This window comes from Serratia sp. HNCC26DJ206, assembly GCF_057180605.1.
Genome location: NZ_JBXUGP010000001.1, coordinates 189,239 through 209,417, shown reverse-complemented (window position 1 = coordinate 209,417; position 20,179 = coordinate 189,239). Strand labels below are relative to the sequence as shown.

Genomic DNA, 20,179 nt, shown 5'->3' with positions numbered 1-20,179 from the left:
TGCCTCGGCGGCACGCCAGCCGCCGCTATAAACTGATTAAAACTCAACTGCCCTTTCTGAAATCAATCTTCATAGTGCAACATTCCATTCACCCAAACACATGAATTTAAGCGTTCAATCGCATTACTTTTTCTCATGCCAATTTTGCAACATACTGTCGAATCAATAAGATAAGACTTTGCAACGCTGTTCATTTGCTATGGCAAAGAGTAATCTTCCGCCCCTTGGACGCCCGCTTTGCCTTCAAAGTGTAAAGAATAATCGACTTTTATCCCGCACATAAATGTTGTAAACATGTTGCATAAAGATGGCGGTATTGAGTTACCTTACTAAAGCCGGGACACCCGGATAAACACATAAAAAAGAGCCACTTCAGAGCTCGCAACTTCATTCATGACAGGTAAAACAGGACATCATCAGATGGTAGATCATTCTAAAATAGCAACGGATGCCACGCCAGGGTCAGAAGATCATCTAAGACGAAACCTTACCAACCGACATATTCAACTGATCGCTATCGGTGGCGCAATTGGTACCGGTTTGTTTATGGGTTCCGGCAAAACCATCAGTCTGGCTGGGCCTTCCATCATTTTTGTGTACATGATTATCGGCTTTATGCTGTTTTTCGTGATGCGCGCGATGGGCGAACTGCTGCTCTCCAACCTGCAATATAAATCTTTCAGCGATTTCGCCGCCGATCTGCTCGGCCCATGGGCGGGTTTTTTCACTGGTTGGACCTACTGGTTCTGCTGGGTGGTGACCGGCATTGCCGACGTAGTCGCCATTACCGCCTATGCCCAGTTCTGGTTCCCCGATCTGTCGCAATGGATCGCTTCGCTGCTGTGCGTTTTGCTGTTGCTTAGCCTAAACCTGGCGACGGTAAAAATGTTCGGTGAGATGGAGTTCTGGTTTGCGATGATCAAAATCGTCGCCATTGTCGGCCTGATTATTGCGGGTTTGGTCATGGTGGCTATGCACTTCGAATCGCCTAACGGCAGCGTCGCTTCGTTCTCGCATTTGTGGAATGACGGCGGCATGTTCCCGAAAGGCATCAGCGGTTTCTTTGCAGGCTTCCAGATCGCGGTATTCGCCTTTGTGGGGATCGAACTGGTGGGCACCACCGCCGCAGAAACCAAAGATCCGGAAAAAGTACTGCCACGCGCAATTAACTCTATTCCGATCCGCATCATCATGTTCTACGTGTTTGCGTTGATCGTGATTATGTCGGTGACACCGTGGAGTTCCGTGGTTGCCGACAAGAGCCCGTTCGTTGAGCTGTTCGTCTTGATTGGCCTGCCTGCTGCGGCCAGCGTGATTAACTTTGTCGTGTTGACCTCTGCGGCCTCTTCTGCCAACAGCGGGGTGTTCTCCACCAGCCGTATGCTGTTCGGCCTGGCGCAAGAAGGAGACGCACCAAAGTCGTTTGCCAATCTTTCCAAGCGTGCGGTACCGGCCAACGGCCTGACCTTCTCCTGCATCTGTTTGCTGGGTGGTGTGGTGCTGATTTACCTGATCCCGAACGTGATGACGGTATTTACCCTGGTCACCACCGTTTCAGCGATCCTATTTATGTTCGTTTGGACCATCATTTTGTGCTCATACCTGGTTTACCGTAAACAGCGCCCGGCGCTGCACCAGAAATCGATCTACAAAATGCCTGCCGGTAAGCTGATGTGCTGGGTATGTATGGCGTTCTTCGTGTTTGTGCTGGTGCTGTTGTCACTGCGTGACGATACCCGCCAGGCGCTGATTGTTACGCCGCTGTGGTTCGTCATTTTGGGGATCGGCTATCAGTTTATCCGCCGCAAAAAGGCCTGATTCCCCCTCTGCCGATTAGCGGTGGTGCAAGCCTGGCTGCCGCTCAACGTAATGCAATCAACCGCTGGCAACAGCGGTTGAATCAAACCTCAAGAGTCTGAGCTGGATTGCAACCAGGCAATCACTCTGGCTACCGGGCTACCGGGCACCACTTTATGTTGCGTCAACAGGCAATAGCCGCTGCCGTCCTGTTCAAAACCAAACGGAGCAATTAACAAGCCAGCCTTGATATCATCCCGCACATGTTGCCAGGGGCCAATAGCTATGCCGACGCCCGCAACTGCGGCTTGCAGGCTGAAATAGAAGTGGTCGAAATACTGCTGTGGCTGATTAGTGAGCGAGATCCCCTGCGAGGTAGCCCAATCGCGCCAGGCATGTGGGCGAGTGGAGGCATGCAATAACAGAGCGTTGTCACGTAAATGTTTTTCCACACCGTTGTCTACCACAAACTGATCGAGCATCTCAGGCTTGCATACCGGGCCAACCTTTTCGACAAACAAAGGCTCACTGTGCACATTACTGCCCCAGTCAAAATCGTTACGCCGTATCGCCACCGTCGTGCCATCGCGAAAAGCAAAAGGTCCTCCACCAGCGACCAACTGCAGATTGATTTCCGGTAAAGCTTCCTGAAATGCAGGTAAGCGGGGAATCAGCCAGCGCATCAGCAATGTGGGCTCACAGGAAAGGACTATCGGTGCATCCTGCGCCTGCTGGTATAACTCTTGGGTAGTATCCTCCAGAATACCGAATGCCTGCTGCGTAGCCTGAAACAACTTGCGGCCCGCGGAGGTCAGAAATACTCGTCGATGGCGGCGTTCAAACAGTGCTACACCAAGTTCATCTTCAAGTGCGCGCACCGCTCGGCTCACCGCACCATGCGTCAGGCTCAGATTCTGTGCCGCCAGCGTAAAACTTTCCCTACGTGCCGCAGCCTCAAAACAACGTAACCCGCCTAGTGACAGTTGCCGACCGACTTTGCGTGAGCATTTCTCACCAATATGGTCAGTTTTCATCGTTTGTCCCCGTACATTTTTTTCCTTATAAATCAAATACAAAAAACCAACTTTTGAGCGTAAAAATCATGACCGAACTCTTAGCTGTTGTCTCTATTACTTTATTCGCTGTAATAAGCCCTGGGCCTGACTTTGCAATGGTTTCGCGCAATAGTCTGTTGCTTTCACGCCGTGCCGGGTTACTGAATGCCTGTGGCATCGGCGCTGGCGTGCTGATTCATATCTCTTATACCCTTATCGGTATCGGAATGGTGATACTCCAGTCTTTATGGGTATTTTCTTTATTCAAGGCTGTCAGCGCAATCTGGTTGATCTATCTGGGCATTAACCTGCTGCGCCAGGCAAATCTGCCGTTCGTATCGCAAACTTCTGTTGCCTCCAATGATTTAGGTGCGCTAAAAACCGGCTTTCTGACTAACCTACTCAATCCGAAAACCACTCTGTTTATTGTCAGCCTGTTTGTACAGGTGGTTGATCCCCAAACCCCACTCGCAGTGCAGATCGGCTACGGGCTGTTTATTTCATTGGCTCACGTTGTCTGGTTCAGTATCGTGGCATTGTTCTTTTCATCACCCGGCGTCAATGCCCGCTTCCTGCGCATGCGCCAAGGGATCGACCGGTTCTTTGGCGGGATCCTGATCGCTTTTGGTACCTTACTGGCCGCCACCCACTTCATGTCAAAGTGAACACGCTGCAAAGCTGAAAAACCCAGCAATCATCACCGGTAGTTATCCCCCAGGGCCGAACATCCATCGGCCCCATCTTGTTGCTGAACTACTGCAAGGTTAAAATGCCACTCAGCCTGCCATTCACAACCTGAACGTCATGGTCGATTCAAGATGTGTTCTGCCTGTTCTTAAGCCAAGGCCAGGCGTTTATTTTTGCGTATTGCAAAGGGAAATAAGTCAGTGTCTAAAGATTTTGATGAACTAATAAGAGACATGGATCTTATTATTGAAAATGTAGACAGTTTCAAAGCTCTGGCTCCCCGCGTACCTCAGCCAACGGTGGAACCGCCAGCAGTTCATTATTACGATTCATTCTGCGAAAACATAGCGTTGAAAGTGGTACTAAAAGTCTTACTCTCATCAGTGGACAAAATCGTCAAAGTACAGATCGCCAACAAAGTTGAGCAGGAAATCGCCCAGATCGAACAGCAGGTCGTGCGTGCCGGTGGCGGTCCGGTTGCCGCAGAAGATTTGGCACAAATGACACATTATGTTCGCCGTACCGTCAGTGATTTACTGGACTAGACTGGCCTATCAATACCCGCCTTGGTGGCACCGACCTGTACCAAGGCTCGCTTAAAGCCTCTATTTTCACCACCAAACGGCCTAAATTTTACTGAGCATAGGTGATGATTGATAATCAGGTCAGCGTTAAGAAACGTAAGAGAAACGTTTCGGTGGTAAATCCAGTGCCCTGGTTTTGCTCACCTTGACGGCTTTAGCGGGGTCGCCAGCAATAAATTCCAGCGTTGGCGAGTAGTAAAAAGGCAACCAAGCCTCATAACTGCTCTCCCATTCCCATTTCACCGGGCATGGCCACAGAATATCTTCATACAAAACGTAATAGATCCACCGTCCATGCGGGCGGCGCGGTTTAACTGTTTTCATAGTGCCATCAGTAACTCTCTCACCCGTCGCATAGTTTCCTGCCCAATGATCCGATCAATCAAACAGCTATACTACCTCAGCGATCCCATCTGAGGCGAGAAACACCACTTTTTGATTACTGGGTTGTGATTAATTATAAAACAAGGGTCGCGAGCTGGCTAAAACCCGCTGAGGCGAAGGTGCAAAACAGGATGGAGATATCAGGTGATGAGATACCGGCAAAAATCGCAATAACCTTAAAATCAATGTGGCATTGACGTTATAATCGCCTCCTCATTCCCCCACCTGAAAAAGCGCTATGGATTACTTACCGCTGTTTATCGATCTCAAGCAACGTCCGGTTCTGGTGGTAGGGGGTGGAAAAGTGGCCACGCGCAAAATTACCCAATTGCTGCGTGCCGGGGCGCAAGTGCGCGTCGTGGCACAAACGCTGACGCCGGAACTTTATCAGCAGCATCAGGCAGCGCTAATCTGTTGGATTGCACAATCTTTTGACGAACAGCAGCTAAACGGTGTGTTTCTGGCGATCGCCGCCACCAACGATCCACGGCTCAACGCCAGCGTGGCCCAGGCGGCTGAACGGCGTCAACTGCTGGTCAACGTCGTCGATGCGCCTGCCGATGGTTCCTGCATTTTCCCGGCGATTATCGATCGTTCACCGCTGGTGGTGGCTTTCTCTTCTGGCGGCCAATCGCCCGCGCTGACACGTATTCTACGTGAGAAACTGGAACAGCTTCTGCCTGCCAGCCTTGGCATGATGACGCGGATTGCCGGATTGTACCGTTCTCAGGTAAAGACACGGCTACCGGAGTTGGAAGTACAACGCCATTTCTGGCAACGGCTTTTCAATGGAAGATTCGCCCGACTGATTGAATCGGGGCAAGAACAGCTCGCTCAGGCTGAGCTCCAGCGTGAACTGGCGCGCTCAGCCGAGCAACAACAATCCGAGGCCGATAAAACCCGCCGCTAGCGGCTGCTGCCGGGGATAACGATATTGCTGTCTGCCAGCAGCCCCATATTGTTATACATCGCGCAGGCGGCATCCACGATATGCATGGCGATCGCCGCACCGCTGCCCTCTCCCAACCGCATTTCCAGGTGCAGATAGGGGGATAATTGAAGATGCTTCAGGGCGATGGCCGCACCTTTTTCCGCAGAAAAGTGCGATGGTAACAAATAGTGGCGCACTTCAGGCGCAATGCCACAGGCCACCAGCGCCGAAGCGTAGGAGAGAAAGCCGTCCAGCACCACTGGCACACCCGCCGCCGCCGCGCCCAGCATCACCCCGGCCATGCCCACCAGATCGTACCCGCCCAGCTTGGCCAGCACGTCCAGCGCATCGTTGGCATCCGGCTGGTTGTGGGCAATGGCCTGACGGACCACTGCCACCTTGTGATGCAACCGATCGCTGGGGAAATTGGCGCCAATGCCCACCACCTCTTGCGGATCGCTGCCGGTCAACACGCTGATGATTGCGGCAGCAGGCGTGGTATTGGCCATCCCTAACTCCCCGACGCCAAACAACGTAACCCCAAGCGCTGCCTGTTCCAGCGTCAAGCGGGCGCTGGTCAGCAGCAAATCCTCCGCCTGCTGGCGCGTCATTGCCGCTTCTCGGGCGATATTGCCGCTGCCGCGCCCCACTTTCATATTGATCAGGCCCGGTAGCGGATCGCTGTCGATCCCGACATCCACCACCTTCACTTCAGCCCCGGCATTGGCAGCCAGCACGCAGACGCCGGTAATGCCTTTCACCATATTCAGCGCCTGAATCACGGTCACTTCACGGGGCGATACCGCCACCCCTTCGGCATATACTCCGTGATCGGCGGCCATGACGATAATTTGCTTACGTTCCGCAGTCATCCCGCTAAAACCGCGCATACCCGCCAATTGAATAGCCAACTGCTCCAAACGGCCCAGGCTGCCGGGGGGCTTCAGCAACCCGTCCAGCCGGGTTGCCGCCTGCCGCATGGCAACAGTATCCAGCGGCGCAATGGTGTCGATTAACGATGAAAGTGTTTGCATCAATTTATTCTCTTGTTGCAGGCTGCCAACGAGCCTGGCTGTTAAAAGCCCGCAGCGCGACAAACCCTGCACGGATCTCCAACACGCTGTAAGCCCCTTGTTCAAAATGGAAGTGCCACATACCGGCAGCAGGCATCGCCAACAGCCCGGCCAGCAGCAGGCTAAGGCTACCCTGATGCGCCACCAGCAGGCGGTTACCGCCGCCGTTGTCGGCTAATAGTTGCTGCACCTGCTGCTGAATGCGCTGAGAAAACTGCGGGAAAGACTCGCCCGCCGTCGGGCAGCCTTGTTGCCAATCCGCCACCCAACGGTTCCATGCCTCGGCATCCTGCTGCTGCAAATCCCGGTGGTGGCGCATTTCCCAGGCACCAAAGTTCATTTCGTTAAAACCGCCGTCAACCTGCGCCACTAACTCACGTTGCCCCAACACAATCTCGGCGGTATGCCGCGCCCGCAGCAGTTCGCTGCTGGTTGCCTGGGTAAAAGGCACCTCGGCCAGCCACTCCGCCACCCGTTGTGCCTGCATAACGCCCTGCTCGGTCAGTGGCACATCGGTCATGCCGCAGAAAACCCCCTGCTGATTGGCCAACGTTTGCCCGTGTCGCACCAGAAATAACCGCATCGTCATCACTCACAGCAGCGCCATCAAAAACACCAGTTCGGCCACTTCCACTGCCGCCCCCAAGGTATCACCGGTCTGCCCGCCCAAGCGGCGGCGCAGATAGGTTCGCAGCAGCAACACGGCGATCAACGTGTACCCCAGCGCGAACATGGCTTTTCCCTGCCCCAACAGCATCACCAACACCGCCGCACAGGCCAGTGTAGTTGCCGCTTGCACGCCGTTAATCTGGCCGATATAGAGATTCCCCAAGCCATCGCCTTCGCGGGCATAGCGCTGGCGATACATCAGCAACACCAGTAGCGATCGCCCAACCACGCTTGCTGCCATCAGCGTGGCCAGCATCGGCAGCCCGCGCAGCGCCAGTTCGCTAACCACCAGCACCTTCGCCAGCACAATAAACACCAGCGCCAGCCCGCCGTTGGTCCCCAGGCGGCTGTCGCGCATAATCTCCAGCATGTTTTCCCGGCTGCGGGCAGAAAACACACCGTCACAGGTATCGGCCAACCCATCAAGATGAAATGCCCCGGTCACCAACGCCAAAGTCAGCACATAAGCCAATGCCGCCAGCGGGAATCCGCACCAGGGGGCCAGCAAGGTAAATACCCCACCGCCAAGAGCACCGACGATCAGGCCAATCAACGGAAAGCCGACGATGCCGCGCTCGTAGTGATCCAGCTCCAGCCCCTGTGTCCAACGGGCAGGCACCGGAATACGCGTCATAAACTGCAAGGTGGCCAAAAACAGACGCAGCCTCATTTGATTTTTACCTCGATACCGGAGATCACCAAAAACACCGTTTCGGCAGCGGCAGCCAGTCGCTGATTGACCCGGCCAGCGATATCGCGGAAATGCCGCGCTAAACGGTTTTCCGGCACGATGCCCATGCCCAGCTCGTTGGTAACCAGATAAATCGCCGCCGGGCTGCGGGCGCAGGCCGCCAGCAACTCGCCAATCTGCTGCTGAAGTTCATGCTCCACCGCCGCAAAATCGATCTGTTCCACCGGCGTGTCTGCCGTTAAAGCAAACATCTGGTTAGCAAGCAGCGTGGTGATACATTCAAGGATCACCGCCTCTCCCGGCATAACTTGCTCGTCGATCACCTGTGCCAGATGCTGACTGCCCTCCCAAGTGCGCCAATGGGCCGGGCGGCTTTGGCGGTGCAATTCGACCCGCTCGGCCATTTCTTCATCGGTCACCACCGAGGTAGCGATATACAACACCTGTTCGCTCGCACTCGCCAACCGTTCGGCCAGTGAGCTCTTGCCGCTACGTGCGCCACCGGTAATCAGAATCACAAAACACTCTCCTCTTGATGGCTGCTCATGATGCGGTAAATAGCAGCTATATCAATATGTTCCCGCATCGCATCGGCCAAAATGTCAAACTGCTGCTGTTTATACTGGGTATAGTCCAATGCTGCACCCTGATCAATCGGCAGTCCTTTCCTGCTGCGTAACCCATTCAACAAGGCGCGGCTGAAAGAACCACTGTCAAACAGACCATGAATATAGCTGCCCATCACGTTGCCCGCGTGGTTCACCGCGCCATCAAAGGCGCAGTCCGGTTCACCATTGTGCTGGGTTAAACGGGCAAAAGGCTCGGCTTCCGCCCCCAACTGCGTGGCCCCCATATGGATTTCGTAACCGGCCAGCACCTGCTCGGCGCAAGCGGATAAAATACCGGGCAGCGCAGGCTGACAGCGTGCGGCCACCTGGGTCGTCACCTTTTCCCGTGCGAACTGGGTGGTGACATCCAACAACCCCAAGCCTGCCATCTGCGCCACGCCGGACTCGACGCCATCGATAATCTGTTTACCCAGCATCTGATAACCGCCGCAGATGCCGACGATCGGCGTCCCGGCCTGATGCTGTGCCAGCAACGCCGCCGCCAAGCCGCTGTGCTGTAACCACTGCAAATCCCCCAGCGTGTTTTTGCTGCCCGGCAAAATAATCAGATCGGCACCGGCCAGCGCCGCAGGATGCGTGATATAACGCAGCGCTACGCCCGGCTGAGCCGCCAGAGCGTTAAAGTCGGTAAAATTGGCGATATGCGGTAGCTGTATCACCACAATATCCAGCAAATTCTCCCCTGCCGGGCGGTATTTACCGTTTTGCAACGCCACACCGTCCTCATCTTCCAGATCGATATTCAGCCAAGGCATCACCCCCAGCACTGGCACGCCGGTCAGAGCTTCGATCTGCTCTAATCCCGACTGGAGTAGAGCGATGTCGCCACGGAATTTATTGATGATCACCCCTTTTACCCGCGCTTTCTCTTCCGGCCGTAGCAGCGCCAACGTGCCGTAAATGGCAGCAAAAACGCCACCGCGATCGATATCCGCCACCAGCAGCACCGGCGTCTTAGCGATCGCCGCCATGCCCATATTGACGATATCCCGGTCGCGCAAATTGATCTCCGCCGGGCTGCCCGCCCCTTCCAGCACCACCACGTCATAGTCGTTAAGCAGGCTGTAATAAACCTCGCGGATCTGTTGCTGCAATTGCGGCTTGTAGTGGTGATAGCTGACCGCGTCCATATCGCAGGTCACTTTGCCCATCAGCACCACCTGCGCTTTGCGATCGCTGGTGGGCTTCAGTAGCACCGGGTTCATCCGCACGTCAGGCGCAATGCCTGCCGCCTCGGCCTGAAAAATCTGCGCCCGTCCCATCTCTTCACCGTTGGCGGTGATGCCGGAATTGAGCGCCATATTCTGCGATTTGAACGGCGCGCAGCGGTAACCATCCTGCGCAAATATGCGGCACAAACCGGCCACTAATACGCTTTTACCGACGTCCGACGCCGTTCCCTGCACCATTACGGATAGTTTCATCACCCTTTCTCCACCTCACGCTGGCGCAGCAGCGCAAACAGCTGTTGTTCCGTTTTACACAGCGGCAACCCCAGCTCACTGTGCAATTTTACCAGCCAGGGTTGCACCAACCCGGCGGCAGTTAATTGTTCCTGCTGCAAGAAAACCTGCGCAGTGTCCCCTGCGCTGACCAGCCGCCCATGAGAAAGGACATACAGGTAATCACAAATATGATAAATCAAATCAATGTCATGGCTGGAGATAATTACCCGTTTGCCTTCGGCGACGATCCGCTCAATGATAGCGATCATCTGCTGCCGCCCCGCTGGGTCCAGCCCGGCGGTGGGCTCATCCAACAGCAGGTATTCTGCTTCCATCACCAACGCCCCGGCAATCGCCACCCGTTTTTTCTGCCCGTAACTCAAATTCTGTATCGATTTATGCCGAAAGCCCTGCGCATCCACCAGCGTCAGCGCCCGATCCACCCGCTCAGCAATCTGCTGCCGATCCATCCCCAGATTATGCAGGCTGAAGGCGATATCGCTGTCGATATCGGTATAAAACAGTTGCTGTTCCGGGTCTTGAAACACGGTAGTCACCCGCTGGCGCAGCGCCCGCAGGCTGGCTTTGCCGTAATCGAGCGCTTCCCCTTGCCACAGCACCGCGCCCTGCTGCGGGCGCAAGATGCCGGTCAGGTTCATCAACAGCGTTGATTTACCGCAGCCATTCGCCCCTAACAGCCCGGTGACCGCGTACAGGCCAAAATCCAGCGTCAAATCCTGCAACACCGGTTCATCCTGGTAGCTGAAGCTTAATTGTCGGGTGCTTAACATCGGCGGCCTGCTCTCACAGCGGGAAATCCCCCTGATACAGTTTGACGTCCAGCGCGATAATCATCTGTTGATAGCGGATCATCACGCGGGTAAATAACATACTCACCAGCATCGCCAGCGAACGATAACTGCTGCCCAGCGACACATAGCCAAAGCGCAGCGATTGAGCGCGGTGGATCGCTGCCGCCTCTTCGATAAAAATAAAGATAAACCGCCAGGTCAGCAGAATTTGCTCCGTCAGCAGGCGCGGTGCATGGCAGCGCTTGAGCAACTGGATCAGTTGCGGAAATGGCGTGTTCAGCACAAACCAGAAGGTGGCAGCCAATGCGGCCAGGCTACGCCACAGGGTGTGATTGGCCGTTACCAACCCAGCGCGATCGATACCCAACCAGACGTTCCCCACCTGCACGCCCCACCACAGGCTATCCGGCTGCCGGGCCACCGAGAGCATAATGGTCAACATCCCCACCAACAGAAAAGTCAGCGGGATCGCCAGCCAGCGCAGATAACGCGCAGGGCCGATGCGCAGCAGATAGCAGGTCAGTAGTGCGATAATCACCAGCAACAGCGCCTGATAGCACGGTGGTAACACCATCGCCAACAGCAGAAACAGGCCATACAGCGCCAGCTTGGCCCGCGGGTCCCGCTGCCGCCAGCGGCTTTGTTCGCTCAGTCGATCAATCCCCAGCATGCTCACGACGCTTACCCTGGTAGTAGCCCAAAATGTAAAAAATCACTGCCGTTCCCAACGACCCTTGCAGGGTAAACAACAGGCTTTCAATCTCACTGCTGGCCGGTTTGTACAGCGGAGTGAACCAGGGTTGATAGTGCGGTGAGGTTTGCTGGATCAAGGTTTCGGCTGCACCATCGGAGCCGCCATATTCACCACCGTGGTTGATAAAGAACGGCATGATGACCAAGGCAGCCACCATTGCCAGCAGGATCAGCGTTTTTTTCATCTCAATGCCCCTCGGCCGGGATCAACCGGCGTTTCGTCAACTGGTCATAAATCATCACGGTCAGCAACCCTTCGGCAATGGCGATTGGGATCTGCGTCAGGCAGAACACCCCCATAAATTTCACGCTGGAGCCGATGATGCCAAACTGCGGATCCGGGAAGGCCACGCCCAGTTGCACCGAGGTGACAAAATAGGTCGTCAGATCGGCCAGCGCTGCACACAGAAACACCGCCACATCGCGGCGCACGCCCGATTTACAGGCCAGTTGCCACACCAGATAACCCACCAGCGGCCCGATCACCGCCATCGACATGCCGTTGGCCCCGAGCGTGGTCAAGCCGCCATGGGCCAGCAGCAGCGCCTGGAACAGCAGCACGATCGCCCCCAACACCGCCACCACCGCCGGGCCGAACAGGATCACCGCTAGCCCCACGCCGGTGGGGTGGGAACAACTGCCGGTGAGCGACGGGATCTTGAGAGCTGAGAGCACGAAAATAAACGCCGCGCACAGCGCCAGCAGCACCTTCTGGTTGCTGTCGTCACCGACGATCTGTTTCAACCGCCGCAGCCCGACATACAGGCAGGGCAGAAACAGCAGCCACCAGGCCATCGCCCACAGCGGTGGCAAAAAACCTTCCATAATGTGCATGGCAAAGGCGTCTTGCGGCAGCAACATCATCAACAACGCGAATCCTAATCCCATTAATGAGAGTTGTTTGGTTTGCGTCTCCATCGGTTACTCCTCGGTAAACCAACGTTTATTCACCAGAATGGTCGAAAAATAGGGCAACGCCCGGTCGGCTGGCAGTTGATCTAACCGTCGCCAGCACTGCTCGCCCGGCTGCGTGGCTTCTGCCATCAGCAGCGCGTGATCGAACAGCTTCAGCCGTGCCAGCAATGCCTGGATGCTGGCAAAGCGGCCATACACTTTCATCAGCACCACACAGTCGTGGGTTAACAACGCCTGTTCCAGCTCGGCTTCCGCTGCGGTGCAGGACATCACCGCCAGCGACTGCGTTTCCATCGCCAGCGGCAAGGCAGCGCGCGCGGCGATCGCCGCAAACGAGGTGACGCCCGGCACAATCTCCAGCCAGTCCGGGCGACCAAGGCGCGCCAGCAGAAACACCCAGGTGCTGAACAGCATGGCATCACCCAACGTGATAAAACCCACCTGTTTGCCGTGCGCGACTTCCGCCTTAAGCTGCTGCGCTACGTCGTCCCAAACCGCCTGTTTTTGTGCATCATCGGCGCTCATCGGGAAATGGCAGGTGCGGATCTCGGTGTGCGGCAACAAATACTCCCGCACGATCGACAGTGCCAGGCTATCGCCCCCTTTACGGCCCGCCGGGGCATACAGCACATCAAGCTGGCCAAGCAGCCGGGCGGCACGCACGGTGATTAAATCGCTGGCCCCTGGGCCGACGCCTAACGCATACAGTTTGCCGCTCATCAGGCCACCTCCTGCTGGTTGTGGCACAAAGCCGCGTGCAGATGTTCGGCAAACATCTGGCGAATCAGCGGGTTTTCGCCCAACCCTTGCAACCAGCATTGCGTTTCAATCCCAGCCGCCGCCATTTGCGAGCCCCAGGAATCGGGGTCGGCAGAGGCCATATCATTAATCGCGTGATCGCCGGCCACCAGCATCAGCGGCATCAAGTGCACTTTGCGTATCCGCTGTTGCTGCAAGCGGGCGATCAGCCCGTCCACTTCCGGGTAACTCTCTACCGCCCCTACCAACGCCGGGAAGCGTTGTGCGGCCATCAGATGATCCAGGCAACCGTAGGCGGCAAAGGCGTGATGGCCAGTGCCATGGCCCATAAACACCACCCGCTCATCGGCGGCCAGCGGCGGCATTTGCCCCTGCAACGCCAGCAGCAGTTGCTGATAGTCGGCAAAGCTGCTGAGCAACGGCTTGCCCAGCGTCAAGCGCCAGAAACGGTGACGATTGGCGCGCACTTCGCTGGCCACTTTTTCATATTCGTCGCCGTTAATGATGTGCAGCGACTGGATCGCCACATCCTGATAGCCCGCCTCCGCCAAACGCTGTAGCGCCTGCTGCGGGTTATCGATCAGCAAGCCGTCACGCTGGCGCAGCTTGCGGATAATCATTTCCGAGGTGAATGCACGGAACAGATGGCGATCGCCGCAGCCTGCCGCCAACTGCTGCTCGCAGGCTTCGATATTCTTTTCGCGTGTACTCGCATAGCTGGTACCAAAACTGATCACTAACAGCGCTTTTTTCATGTCATTTTCCTTGATGTTTCTGCCAGCAGGCCAACAGCTGTGCAAAGGCCGCCAATGAGTCCACCTGCTCCCCCCCGCTCTCTAACGGCGGCGGGCGGCGCACCACGATGCAGGGAATGCCCAATGCCAAGCAGGGTTCAACCTTTTGCAGATAACCCCCTTCGCTGCCGGACTCTTTGGTGATCACCAAGTCCGGCTGGCAAAACTCGTACAGCGCCTGATTGAAGCGCGCACTGAACGGGCCGCGCAGGGCGATGATGTTATCCACCCCCAGCCCCAGCGCTTCGCTCTGCGCTAACACTTCGGCGGTCGGTAACACCCTGACCAGCAGGGTTTTCCCCGGCAGGCCACGCTGATATTCCGCCAGTTGCTTACTGCCGGTGGTCAGTAACACCCGTTGGCCCATGCCCTGAGCCAACGCGCAGGCTTCGGCCAGCGTATTCACCTTGTGCAACTGTGGATGCGAAAGTTGGTCAATCTCACTTGGGCGCTGATAGCGCGTCAGCCGCAGCCCCAGGCGGCGGCAGGCGTGCATCACATTGGTGCTCAATGCATCGGCATAAGGGTGAGAAGCATCAATCACCCAGCGGATGCCACGCCGTTGCAGATAATCCGCCATCGCATCACTATCCATGCGCCCGACCACCACCTCACCCTGAAGGTTGCCCGCTAGCTGTTTGCCTGCCTCGCTGGCCACCGACAGGCTGTAGCCTTCACCGGCCCGATCCAGGCATTGGCAAATCAGCCGAGCATCGTGGGTTCCGCCGAAGATATGGATCACAGCGCATAACCTCGCGGAGTAATCATCAGCCCGTTGCGGCAATAGGTGGTTTGGTTGCCGACAATCACCAGGCTGGTCATATCGACCGGTGCAAAGTCCATCTCACCGAGCGTGGTCAACCACTTTTCCTGCTTTTTGCGGCCAGCGGCTTTCACCACGCCGACCGGCGTTGCTGGCGCTTTATAGGGCTGCATCAGCGTAAAAGCGCGGGCAAGATGCCCTTCCCGGCCACGGCTGCGCGGGTTGTAGAAGCAGATCACAAAGTCGGCCTGCGCGGCGGCGATAATGCGTTTTTCGATCACCGGCCACGGGGTGAGCAAATCACTCAGGCTGATATGGCAAAAATCGTGCATCAGCGGCGCACCGAGCAGTGAGGCGGCGGCGATGCTGGCGGTGATCCCCGCCACCAGTTTGACTTCCAGATCCAGCTGCTGCTGGCCGACAAGCTCCAGCACCAACCCGGCCATGCCGTAAATCCCTGCATCACCGCTGCTGATCAGCGCCACATTGTGGCCCGCCAAGGCCAGATCGATCGCCACCTGGCAGCGTTCAATCTCCTTACACATACCGGTTTTGATCACCTGCTTATCGCCGATCAACGGCTTTACCAGGTGGGTATAGGTTTTATAGCCGACGATAATTTCTGCCGCGCGGATCGCCTCGATCGCGTCCTGCGTCATCATCGTTTCACTGCCCGGCCCAATGCCAATGACGCTTAACATGAATGTGCTACTCCCAATGTCATGGTGACCCCCTGCTCACGCAGCGTGTTGCCCACCAGTTTTCCACCGCTCATCAGCCAGGCTACCGGCTGTGAAACGCTGCCAACGCCCACCGTGGTCCGTACAAAATCGGAGGCCGGGAAGCGCTGTTCGTGGTGGCGCAGCTCATGGCTGCTGAACAGTTCGAACGGTACCCGCCAGCAACGCGCCAGTTGCTGCAAGGCTGGCTCATCTTTTTTGATGGTGACGCTGCCGATAGCGCGTAGCGCCATCGGGTCAAAATGGTTGTCTGCCAACTGTTGTTGCAACAGGTCGATCAAGGTTTTTAATGCGGTGGCACGGCGGCAACCGATGCCCACCACCACCCGGCGCGGCACCAGTTTGTACACCGGCAGCGGCAACGCCGGTAAGCAATCGCGCAGGCTGACACACACCAGCGCATCCAGTTCCGGCAGATGGTGTAAATCCGCCACGGGGACAAAGCCGCGGGTATCACAACGAGGTTGTTCCGCCCGCAAGGGCTCATCCCACCACAGCCCGACTTTCTGGCCGCTGACCAGTTGCTGATTCACCTTCTTGACCGCCTGACGGAAATCCTGCATCTCGGCATCCAGTTGCGTCGCCAGGGTATCCAGCGCGGCCATTTCATTAACATCAGTCGCGGTGGTGATCACCGGGTCGGCCCCCAACAGCCCCGCCAGAAACAGCGTCAGCGCATTGGCGCCCCCCACATGGCCCGACAGCAGGCTGATCACATGCTGGCCGCGCTCGTCGATCACCACCACCGCCGGATCGCTCATTTTGTCGTTCACCAGCGGGGCGATCACCCGCACGGTCAGGCCGGTGGCACCTACCACCACCAAGGCCGAATAGCTTTTGAACGCCTCGCGCAGCGTAGCGCCGAAGCTGCCGTTAAACGGCTGGAAACCCGGCACCAGCAATTTTTCACTGGTAAAACAGGTGAGCGGCAAGTGGGTTTGCAAGCGCTGCGCCAACCGCACGCCGCCCGGCGTCAGGCAGAACAGCGCAATGGCTTCAGGCTTGACGATATTCATGGCTGAACCCCGCGTCATACAGCTTGGAATAGTGGTATTCGTCCCCCAGGAAAGCCCCCACCAGGATCAGCGCAGTTTTGTGGATCGCCGCCGCACGGACTTTTTCCGCAATCTCGGCCAGCGTACCGCGCACCGTTTGGCTCTCTTTCCAGGTGGCTTTGTACACCACCGCCACCGGCGTTTGGGGCGGATAGCCGCCCGCGATCAACTGCTCCACCACCCGCGCCATCTCCTGCACGGAAAGGAAAATCGCCATTGAGGTCTGATGGGCGGCAAAAGCGGCTAGCTGTTCGCGCGGCGGCATCGGCGTGCGCCCTTCAATACGGGTAATGATCAGGCTCTGCGCCACTTCGGGCACGGTGTATTCCACCCCCAGTTGCGCCGCTGCCCCTAGAAACGCGCTCACTCCCGGCACGGAGACAAAGCCGATCCCCTGCTGCGCCAGCACTTCGCCCTGCTCGCGGATCGAACCATACAGCGAGAGATCGCCGGTTTGCAGCCGTACCACCAGCTTGCCCGCGCGCACACCGTTCACCATCAGCGCAATGATCTGCTCCAGCGTCAGGCCCGCGCTGTCGTGCAGTTCGGCCTGCGGCGGGCAATAGCTCAACAGTTCGGTATTGATCAGTGAACCGGCATAGATCACCACCTGCGCCTGTTGCAGCAGCCGGTAGCCTTTCAGCGTGATCAGCTCAGGGTCCCCCGGCCCTGCGCCGACAAACCAGACTTTTTGTGTATCCCAAAGGTGTTCAGACATCGCTGCCCTCCTTGCGGCAAGAAATAAGATAGGTAGGGTTATTCGGCTTAAAATAGTGGCCACGGCCCAGCGGCGTCAGGGCCGAGAATTGCAGCTGCTCGCCGCAAATCCCCTCCACGTTGCGCGCTTGCAGGCAGGCCAGCGCCTCCGTGAAGTTGTTCAGCAAAATAAAGCTCAGCACCAAACGGCCACCGGGGTGCAATTGCGCCAGCGCCCAATCGATCAGGGCCAACAGTTGCCCGCCGCTGCCGCCGATAAACACCGCATCGGCCAGCGGTTCTAACGCCAGCGGCGCAGTGGCGGCGATAATGTTGACGTTGCTGCACCCCAGCCGCTGGCGGTTTTCGGCAATCAACTCAAGCGCCGCCGGGTTATGTTCAATCGCGGTAACCTGCAACGCGGGGAAACGCAGCGCGGCCTCCAGCGCAACGCTGCCAGTTCCGGCACCCACGTCAATAAAATGCTCGGCCCCTGCCAGTTCCAGCCGTTCCAGCGCCAGCAAGCGCACGGCTTCTTTGGTCATCGGCACCTGCTGCCCGCGTAAAAAATCGCTATCTCTCATTAAGGATCACCACTACGTTCATGTCGTAACATGGCGCGACCGCCGCCGGTGGCAGGCGATAAATCCGCTCGGCCGGTAGCGACAGGTTCTCACCGATAATCAGGCTGCGCGTCAGGCCGCGCTGGATAATGGCGTCGGCAATGGCACGCGGCCCAATCAGCGTATCGGTCACCATCGCCACCTTGTGGTGCTGCAACAGCCAGTCAAAATCCGGCGTGCGGCCATGGCTGCTGGTGAGGTAAATATCGTTCATGTCCAAGGCGACTCGCGCACACAGGTATTGAATGGCGCTGATGCCGGGAATGATCTGTAACTCTTCAGGTAAAAAATGCGCCGCCAGCCATTTGCCAATGCCGAACAGCAGCGGATCGCCAGAGGCCAACACCACAATGCGTTGCGTACCGAGGTTGCCGCGCAGCCATACCAGCAACGCCTCCAGATCGGCATCCAGGGTGCGGGTTTGATGTTGAGCTTGCGCAAACATCGCCAAGTGACGCGCCCCGCCTACCAGCCAATCAGCAGTGGCGATCGCCGCCTGCGCCTGTGGCGTGAGGAAATCAGCATTACCGGGACCAACGCCAACCACAGCGATCATCGCATCACCTCCAGAATCTCTTGCAGCGGCCGGTTGCAGCCCAGGATTTGCTGATCGAAAGAGAACAGAATCGCGTCGCAACCCGGCGGGTTAACGCTAAAGCGCAGCATCTCCTGCACCCGTTCGCAGATCCGCCGGGCAATGCGCGGATACAACGCCTGCCAGCCTTGCTCGGCGATCAGTTCCATCGCCGCTTCAGTGGTGTCGCAACGCTCGACCTGTTGCAGCAGCGCCAGCGGTGCCCCCATCAGCGCCAGATGGGCGATCAGGGTTTCCATACGCCCGTCGGCGATATGGCTGTGGGTGTGGAAGATCCCGGCGGCTATTTTGACCAGCTTGCCCGGATGCCCCACCAGCACGATATGGCGGAACTCCAGCCGCATCGCCTCTTGCAGCATGTAGCCAACAAAATTGCTCATAGTCACCACCTGCTGGCCATCCAGCCCAAGCCGTTCGCGTACAAAACGCTCACCGTGGTTACCCGGCACCAGGATCACCTTGTCCAACCCCGCGGCTCGCTTCATTTCCAGCTCCAAGGCCAGCGAACGCTTCCAGCTCTCTTCCGACATCGGCGTGACAATGCCGGTGGTGCCGATAATCGAAATGCCTCCCAAAATCCCCAGCCGTCCGTTGTAGGTTTTCTGCGCCCGTTCAACCCCTTCCGGCGCAAAAATCTCTACCTGCGCGCCGCGCAATGGGCCAATCACCTCGCGCACCGCGGCTTCGATGGTCTGTCGTGGCGTGCGGTTGATCGCCGCGCTGCCGACGGCCAAACCAAGACCTTTGCGGGTAACGGTGCCCACGCCTGCGCCGCCGCGCAGCAGGATCTGCTGGTGATCGCTTTGCAACGTGACGCGGGCAAAAATCAGCATGCCGTGCGTGGCATCCACATCATCGCCACCGTCTTTGCGAATCGCCGCCATCGCCTGCTGGCCCTCAATCAGCGGCTGCTCAACATTCAGATTGAGCGTCACGCCCGAAGGCGTAACGATCGCCACCTGATGGATAATCTGCTGGCGCAGCACCATCAGCGCTGCCACCTTCGCCGCCGCCGTGGCGCAAGAGCCGGTGGTGTAACCTTTGCGGTAACGCTTGCCGTGATACCACACGCTGTCTTGCAGGCTCATAACGCCCCCCGCAGGTGATACAGCGTAGCGTTGATAATCGCGGCGGCCACGTTGCTGCCGCCTTTGCGCCCGCTGGCAACAATGTTCGGCAGATGGCTGCTCTGTAACACTGCTTTGGATTCTTCGGCACCAACAAATCCTACCGGTACGCCGATCACCGCCAGCGGGTTAGCCTGCTGTTCCAATAGGCGAAACAGCGCGGTAGGCGCATTGCCGAACACAAACAGTTTTTCCCCGGCTTCCGCCAGCGCAATATCCACCGCTGCCATCGAGCGGGTGATCCCCTGGGCTTTTGCCGCAGCCACCACCCGTGGATCGCTGATATAGCAGCGGCATTGGCACCCCATCTGCTGCAACAGGGTTTTGTTGATGCCGGAGAGCGCCATGGTGGTATCGGTATACAGCGTGCAGCCACGACGCAGCCCTTCAGTGAGCGCGTGCAGCACATTCGGGGAAAACCACAGAATATCCAGCCAGTCGAAATCAGCGGTGGTATGGATCACCCGCTTAATCACCGCTTCCTGCCAGGCATCGGCAAAACGGTAATCCGGGCGCTCGCGCGCAATTATCTGATCGATAATCCTGAAGCTTTGCTGCTCAATGTGTTGCGGTTGTTTAAGGTAGTTCATAGCGATCCTTCT

General features: G+C 57.2%; 24 protein-coding genes and 1 pseudogene. 4 read left to right on the top strand and 21 right to left on the bottom strand.

The annotated features are described in order from the left end of the window. Positions 1–420: 420 nt before the first annotated feature. On the top strand, positions 421–1,818 hold the full coding sequence (gene cycA, locus AC2A1E_RS00980; RefSeq protein ID WP_484382156.1) for a D-serine/D-alanine/glycine transporter: 1,398 nt from the start codon (positions 421–423) through the stop codon (positions 1,816–1,818). Between the two features lie 89 nt (positions 1,819–1,907). Here cycA and AC2A1E_RS00975 read toward each other — a convergent pair whose 3' ends face one another. Then, positions 1,908–2,831 (bottom strand): LysR family transcriptional regulator, encoded by a 924-nt coding sequence (locus AC2A1E_RS00975; protein WP_484382155.1) that lies wholly within the window; start codon positions 2,829–2,831, stop codon positions 1,908–1,910. Positions 2,832–2,899: 68 nt separating this feature from the next. Between AC2A1E_RS00975 and AC2A1E_RS00970 the strand changes: the two genes are divergently transcribed. Both AC2A1E_RS00970 and AC2A1E_RS00965 read left to right on the top strand, forming a co-directional pair. After that, a complete protein-coding gene (locus tag AC2A1E_RS00970; RefSeq protein WP_484382154.1) occupies positions 2,900–3,517 on the top strand; it encodes a LysE family translocator in 618 nt (205 codons plus the stop codon). Positions 3,518–3,772: 255 nt separating this feature from the next. Then, complete coding sequence (locus AC2A1E_RS00965) at positions 3,773–4,084, top strand: hypothetical protein (protein ID WP_459398881.1); 312 nt, start codon at positions 3,773–3,775, stop codon at positions 4,082–4,084. Positions 4,085–4,210: 126 nt separating this feature from the next. Here the strand turns inward: AC2A1E_RS00965 and AC2A1E_RS00960 are convergent, their stop codons facing one another. Continuing rightward, positions 4,211–4,447, bottom strand: coding sequence for a hypothetical protein (locus AC2A1E_RS00960; RefSeq protein WP_473191022.1), 237 nt, complete (start codon positions 4,445–4,447; stop codon positions 4,211–4,213). Between the two features lie 298 nt (positions 4,448–4,745). On the opposite strand from AC2A1E_RS00960, the pseudogene AC2A1E_RS00955 reads away from it, so the two are divergent. After that, positions 4,746–5,366 (top strand): annotated as a pseudogene (locus tag AC2A1E_RS00955) (precorrin-2 dehydrogenase/sirohydrochlorin ferrochelatase family protein); the annotation flags it as partial. Between the two features lie 47 nt (positions 5,367–5,413). Here AC2A1E_RS00955 and cobT read toward each other — a convergent pair. Genes cobT through AC2A1E_RS00860 form a run of 19 tightly spaced genes read right to left on the bottom strand, consistent with a single transcriptional unit; the run spans position 5,414 to position 20,167 of the window. Next, entirely contained in the window at positions 5,414–6,472 is a 1,059-nt protein-coding gene (gene cobT / locus AC2A1E_RS00950; protein ID WP_484382153.1) for a nicotinate-nucleotide--dimethylbenzimidazole phosphoribosyltransferase, read from the bottom strand. A gap of 4 nt (positions 6,473–6,476) precedes the next feature. Next, positions 6,477–7,094, bottom strand: coding sequence for an adenosylcobalamin/alpha-ribazole phosphatase (locus AC2A1E_RS00945; RefSeq protein WP_484382236.1), 618 nt, complete (start codon positions 7,092–7,094; stop codon positions 6,477–6,479). A gap of 9 nt (positions 7,095–7,103) precedes the next feature. After that, the gene (gene cobS, locus AC2A1E_RS00940; protein ID WP_484382152.1) at positions 7,104–7,850 is read right to left on the bottom strand and encodes an adenosylcobinamide-GDP ribazoletransferase; all 747 of its coding nucleotides are present in this window, start codon (positions 7,848–7,850) and stop codon (positions 7,104–7,106) included. Next, on the bottom strand, positions 7,847–8,389 hold the full coding sequence (cobU, locus tag AC2A1E_RS00935; RefSeq protein WP_484382151.1) for a bifunctional adenosylcobinamide kinase/adenosylcobinamide-phosphate guanylyltransferase: 543 nt from the start codon (positions 8,387–8,389) through the stop codon (positions 7,847–7,849). The genes cobS and cobU overlap by 4 nt, the downstream gene beginning before the upstream one ends. Continuing rightward, on the bottom strand, positions 8,386–9,924 hold the full coding sequence (locus tag AC2A1E_RS00930) for a cobyric acid synthase (RefSeq protein WP_484382150.1): 1,539 nt from the start codon (positions 9,922–9,924) through the stop codon (positions 8,386–8,388). The genes cobU and AC2A1E_RS00930 overlap by 4 nt, the downstream gene beginning before the upstream one ends. Further along, positions 9,924–10,736, bottom strand: a complete 813-nt coding sequence (locus AC2A1E_RS00925; RefSeq protein WP_484382149.1) for an ATP-binding cassette domain-containing protein — start codon at positions 10,734–10,736, stop codon at positions 9,924–9,926. The genes AC2A1E_RS00930 and AC2A1E_RS00925 overlap by 1 nt, the downstream gene beginning before the upstream one ends. 13 nt (positions 10,737–10,749) lie before the next feature. After that, the gene (locus AC2A1E_RS00920) at positions 10,750–11,427 is read right to left on the bottom strand and encodes an energy-coupling factor ABC transporter transmembrane protein (RefSeq protein WP_484382235.1); all 678 of its coding nucleotides are present in this window, start codon (positions 11,425–11,427) and stop codon (positions 10,750–10,752) included. Further along, complete coding sequence (locus tag AC2A1E_RS00915) at positions 11,414–11,695, bottom strand: energy-coupling factor ABC transporter substrate-binding protein (RefSeq protein WP_484382148.1); 282 nt, start codon at positions 11,693–11,695, stop codon at positions 11,414–11,416. Before AC2A1E_RS00915 ends, AC2A1E_RS00920 begins: the two co-directional genes overlap by 14 nt. 1 nt (position 11,696) lies before the next feature. Beyond that, positions 11,697–12,428 (bottom strand): cobalt ECF transporter S component CbiM, encoded by a 732-nt coding sequence (gene cbiM, locus AC2A1E_RS00910; RefSeq protein ID WP_484382147.1) that lies wholly within the window; start codon positions 12,426–12,428, stop codon positions 11,697–11,699. A 3-nt stretch (positions 12,429–12,431) separates the two neighbouring features. Further along, the gene (locus AC2A1E_RS00905) at positions 12,432–13,145 is read right to left on the bottom strand and encodes a cobalt-factor II C(20)-methyltransferase (protein WP_484382146.1); all 714 of its coding nucleotides are present in this window, start codon (positions 13,143–13,145) and stop codon (positions 12,432–12,434) included. Continuing rightward, the gene (gene cbiK / locus AC2A1E_RS00900; protein ID WP_484382145.1) at positions 13,145–13,939 is read right to left on the bottom strand and encodes a sirohydrochlorin cobaltochelatase; all 795 of its coding nucleotides are present in this window, start codon (positions 13,937–13,939) and stop codon (positions 13,145–13,147) included. Before cbiK ends, AC2A1E_RS00905 begins: the two co-directional genes overlap by 1 nt. A gap of 1 nt (position 13,940) precedes the next feature. Beyond that, positions 13,941–14,720: a cobalt-precorrin-6A reductase gene (locus AC2A1E_RS00895; protein ID WP_484382144.1), complete on the bottom strand. Its 780-nt coding sequence runs from the start codon at positions 14,718–14,720 to the stop codon at positions 13,941–13,943. Beyond that, positions 14,717–15,442: a precorrin-3B C(17)-methyltransferase gene (locus AC2A1E_RS00890; protein ID WP_484382143.1), complete on the bottom strand. Its 726-nt coding sequence runs from the start codon at positions 15,440–15,442 to the stop codon at positions 14,717–14,719. The genes AC2A1E_RS00895 and AC2A1E_RS00890 overlap by 4 nt, the downstream gene beginning before the upstream one ends. Then, complete coding sequence (gene cbiG / locus AC2A1E_RS00885; protein ID WP_484382142.1) at positions 15,436–16,497, bottom strand: cobalt-precorrin 5A hydrolase; 1,062 nt, start codon at positions 16,495–16,497, stop codon at positions 15,436–15,438. The genes AC2A1E_RS00890 and cbiG overlap by 7 nt, the downstream gene beginning before the upstream one ends. Continuing rightward, a complete protein-coding gene (locus AC2A1E_RS00880; protein ID WP_484382141.1) occupies positions 16,478–17,254 on the bottom strand; it encodes a cobalt-precorrin-4 methyltransferase in 777 nt (258 codons plus the stop codon). Before AC2A1E_RS00880 ends, cbiG begins: the two co-directional genes overlap by 20 nt. Next, a complete protein-coding gene (locus tag AC2A1E_RS00875) occupies positions 17,247–17,816 on the bottom strand; it encodes a decarboxylating cobalt-precorrin-6B (C(15))-methyltransferase (protein ID WP_484382140.1) in 570 nt (189 codons plus the stop codon). Before AC2A1E_RS00875 ends, AC2A1E_RS00880 begins: the two co-directional genes overlap by 8 nt. Further along, positions 17,806–18,411, bottom strand: a complete 606-nt coding sequence (locus AC2A1E_RS00870) for a cobalt-precorrin-7 (C(5))-methyltransferase (protein ID WP_484382139.1) — start codon at positions 18,409–18,411, stop codon at positions 17,806–17,808. The genes AC2A1E_RS00875 and AC2A1E_RS00870 overlap by 11 nt, the downstream gene beginning before the upstream one ends. Beyond that, complete coding sequence (gene cbiD, locus AC2A1E_RS00865) at positions 18,408–19,538, bottom strand: cobalt-precorrin-5B (C(1))-methyltransferase CbiD (RefSeq protein WP_484382138.1); 1,131 nt, start codon at positions 19,536–19,538, stop codon at positions 18,408–18,410. The genes AC2A1E_RS00870 and cbiD overlap by 4 nt, the downstream gene beginning before the upstream one ends. Further along, on the bottom strand, positions 19,535–20,167 hold the full coding sequence (locus AC2A1E_RS00860) for a cobalt-precorrin-8 methylmutase (protein WP_484382137.1): 633 nt from the start codon (positions 20,165–20,167) through the stop codon (positions 19,535–19,537). The genes cbiD and AC2A1E_RS00860 overlap by 4 nt, the downstream gene beginning before the upstream one ends. Between the last annotated feature and the right edge of the window lie 12 nt (positions 20,168–20,179).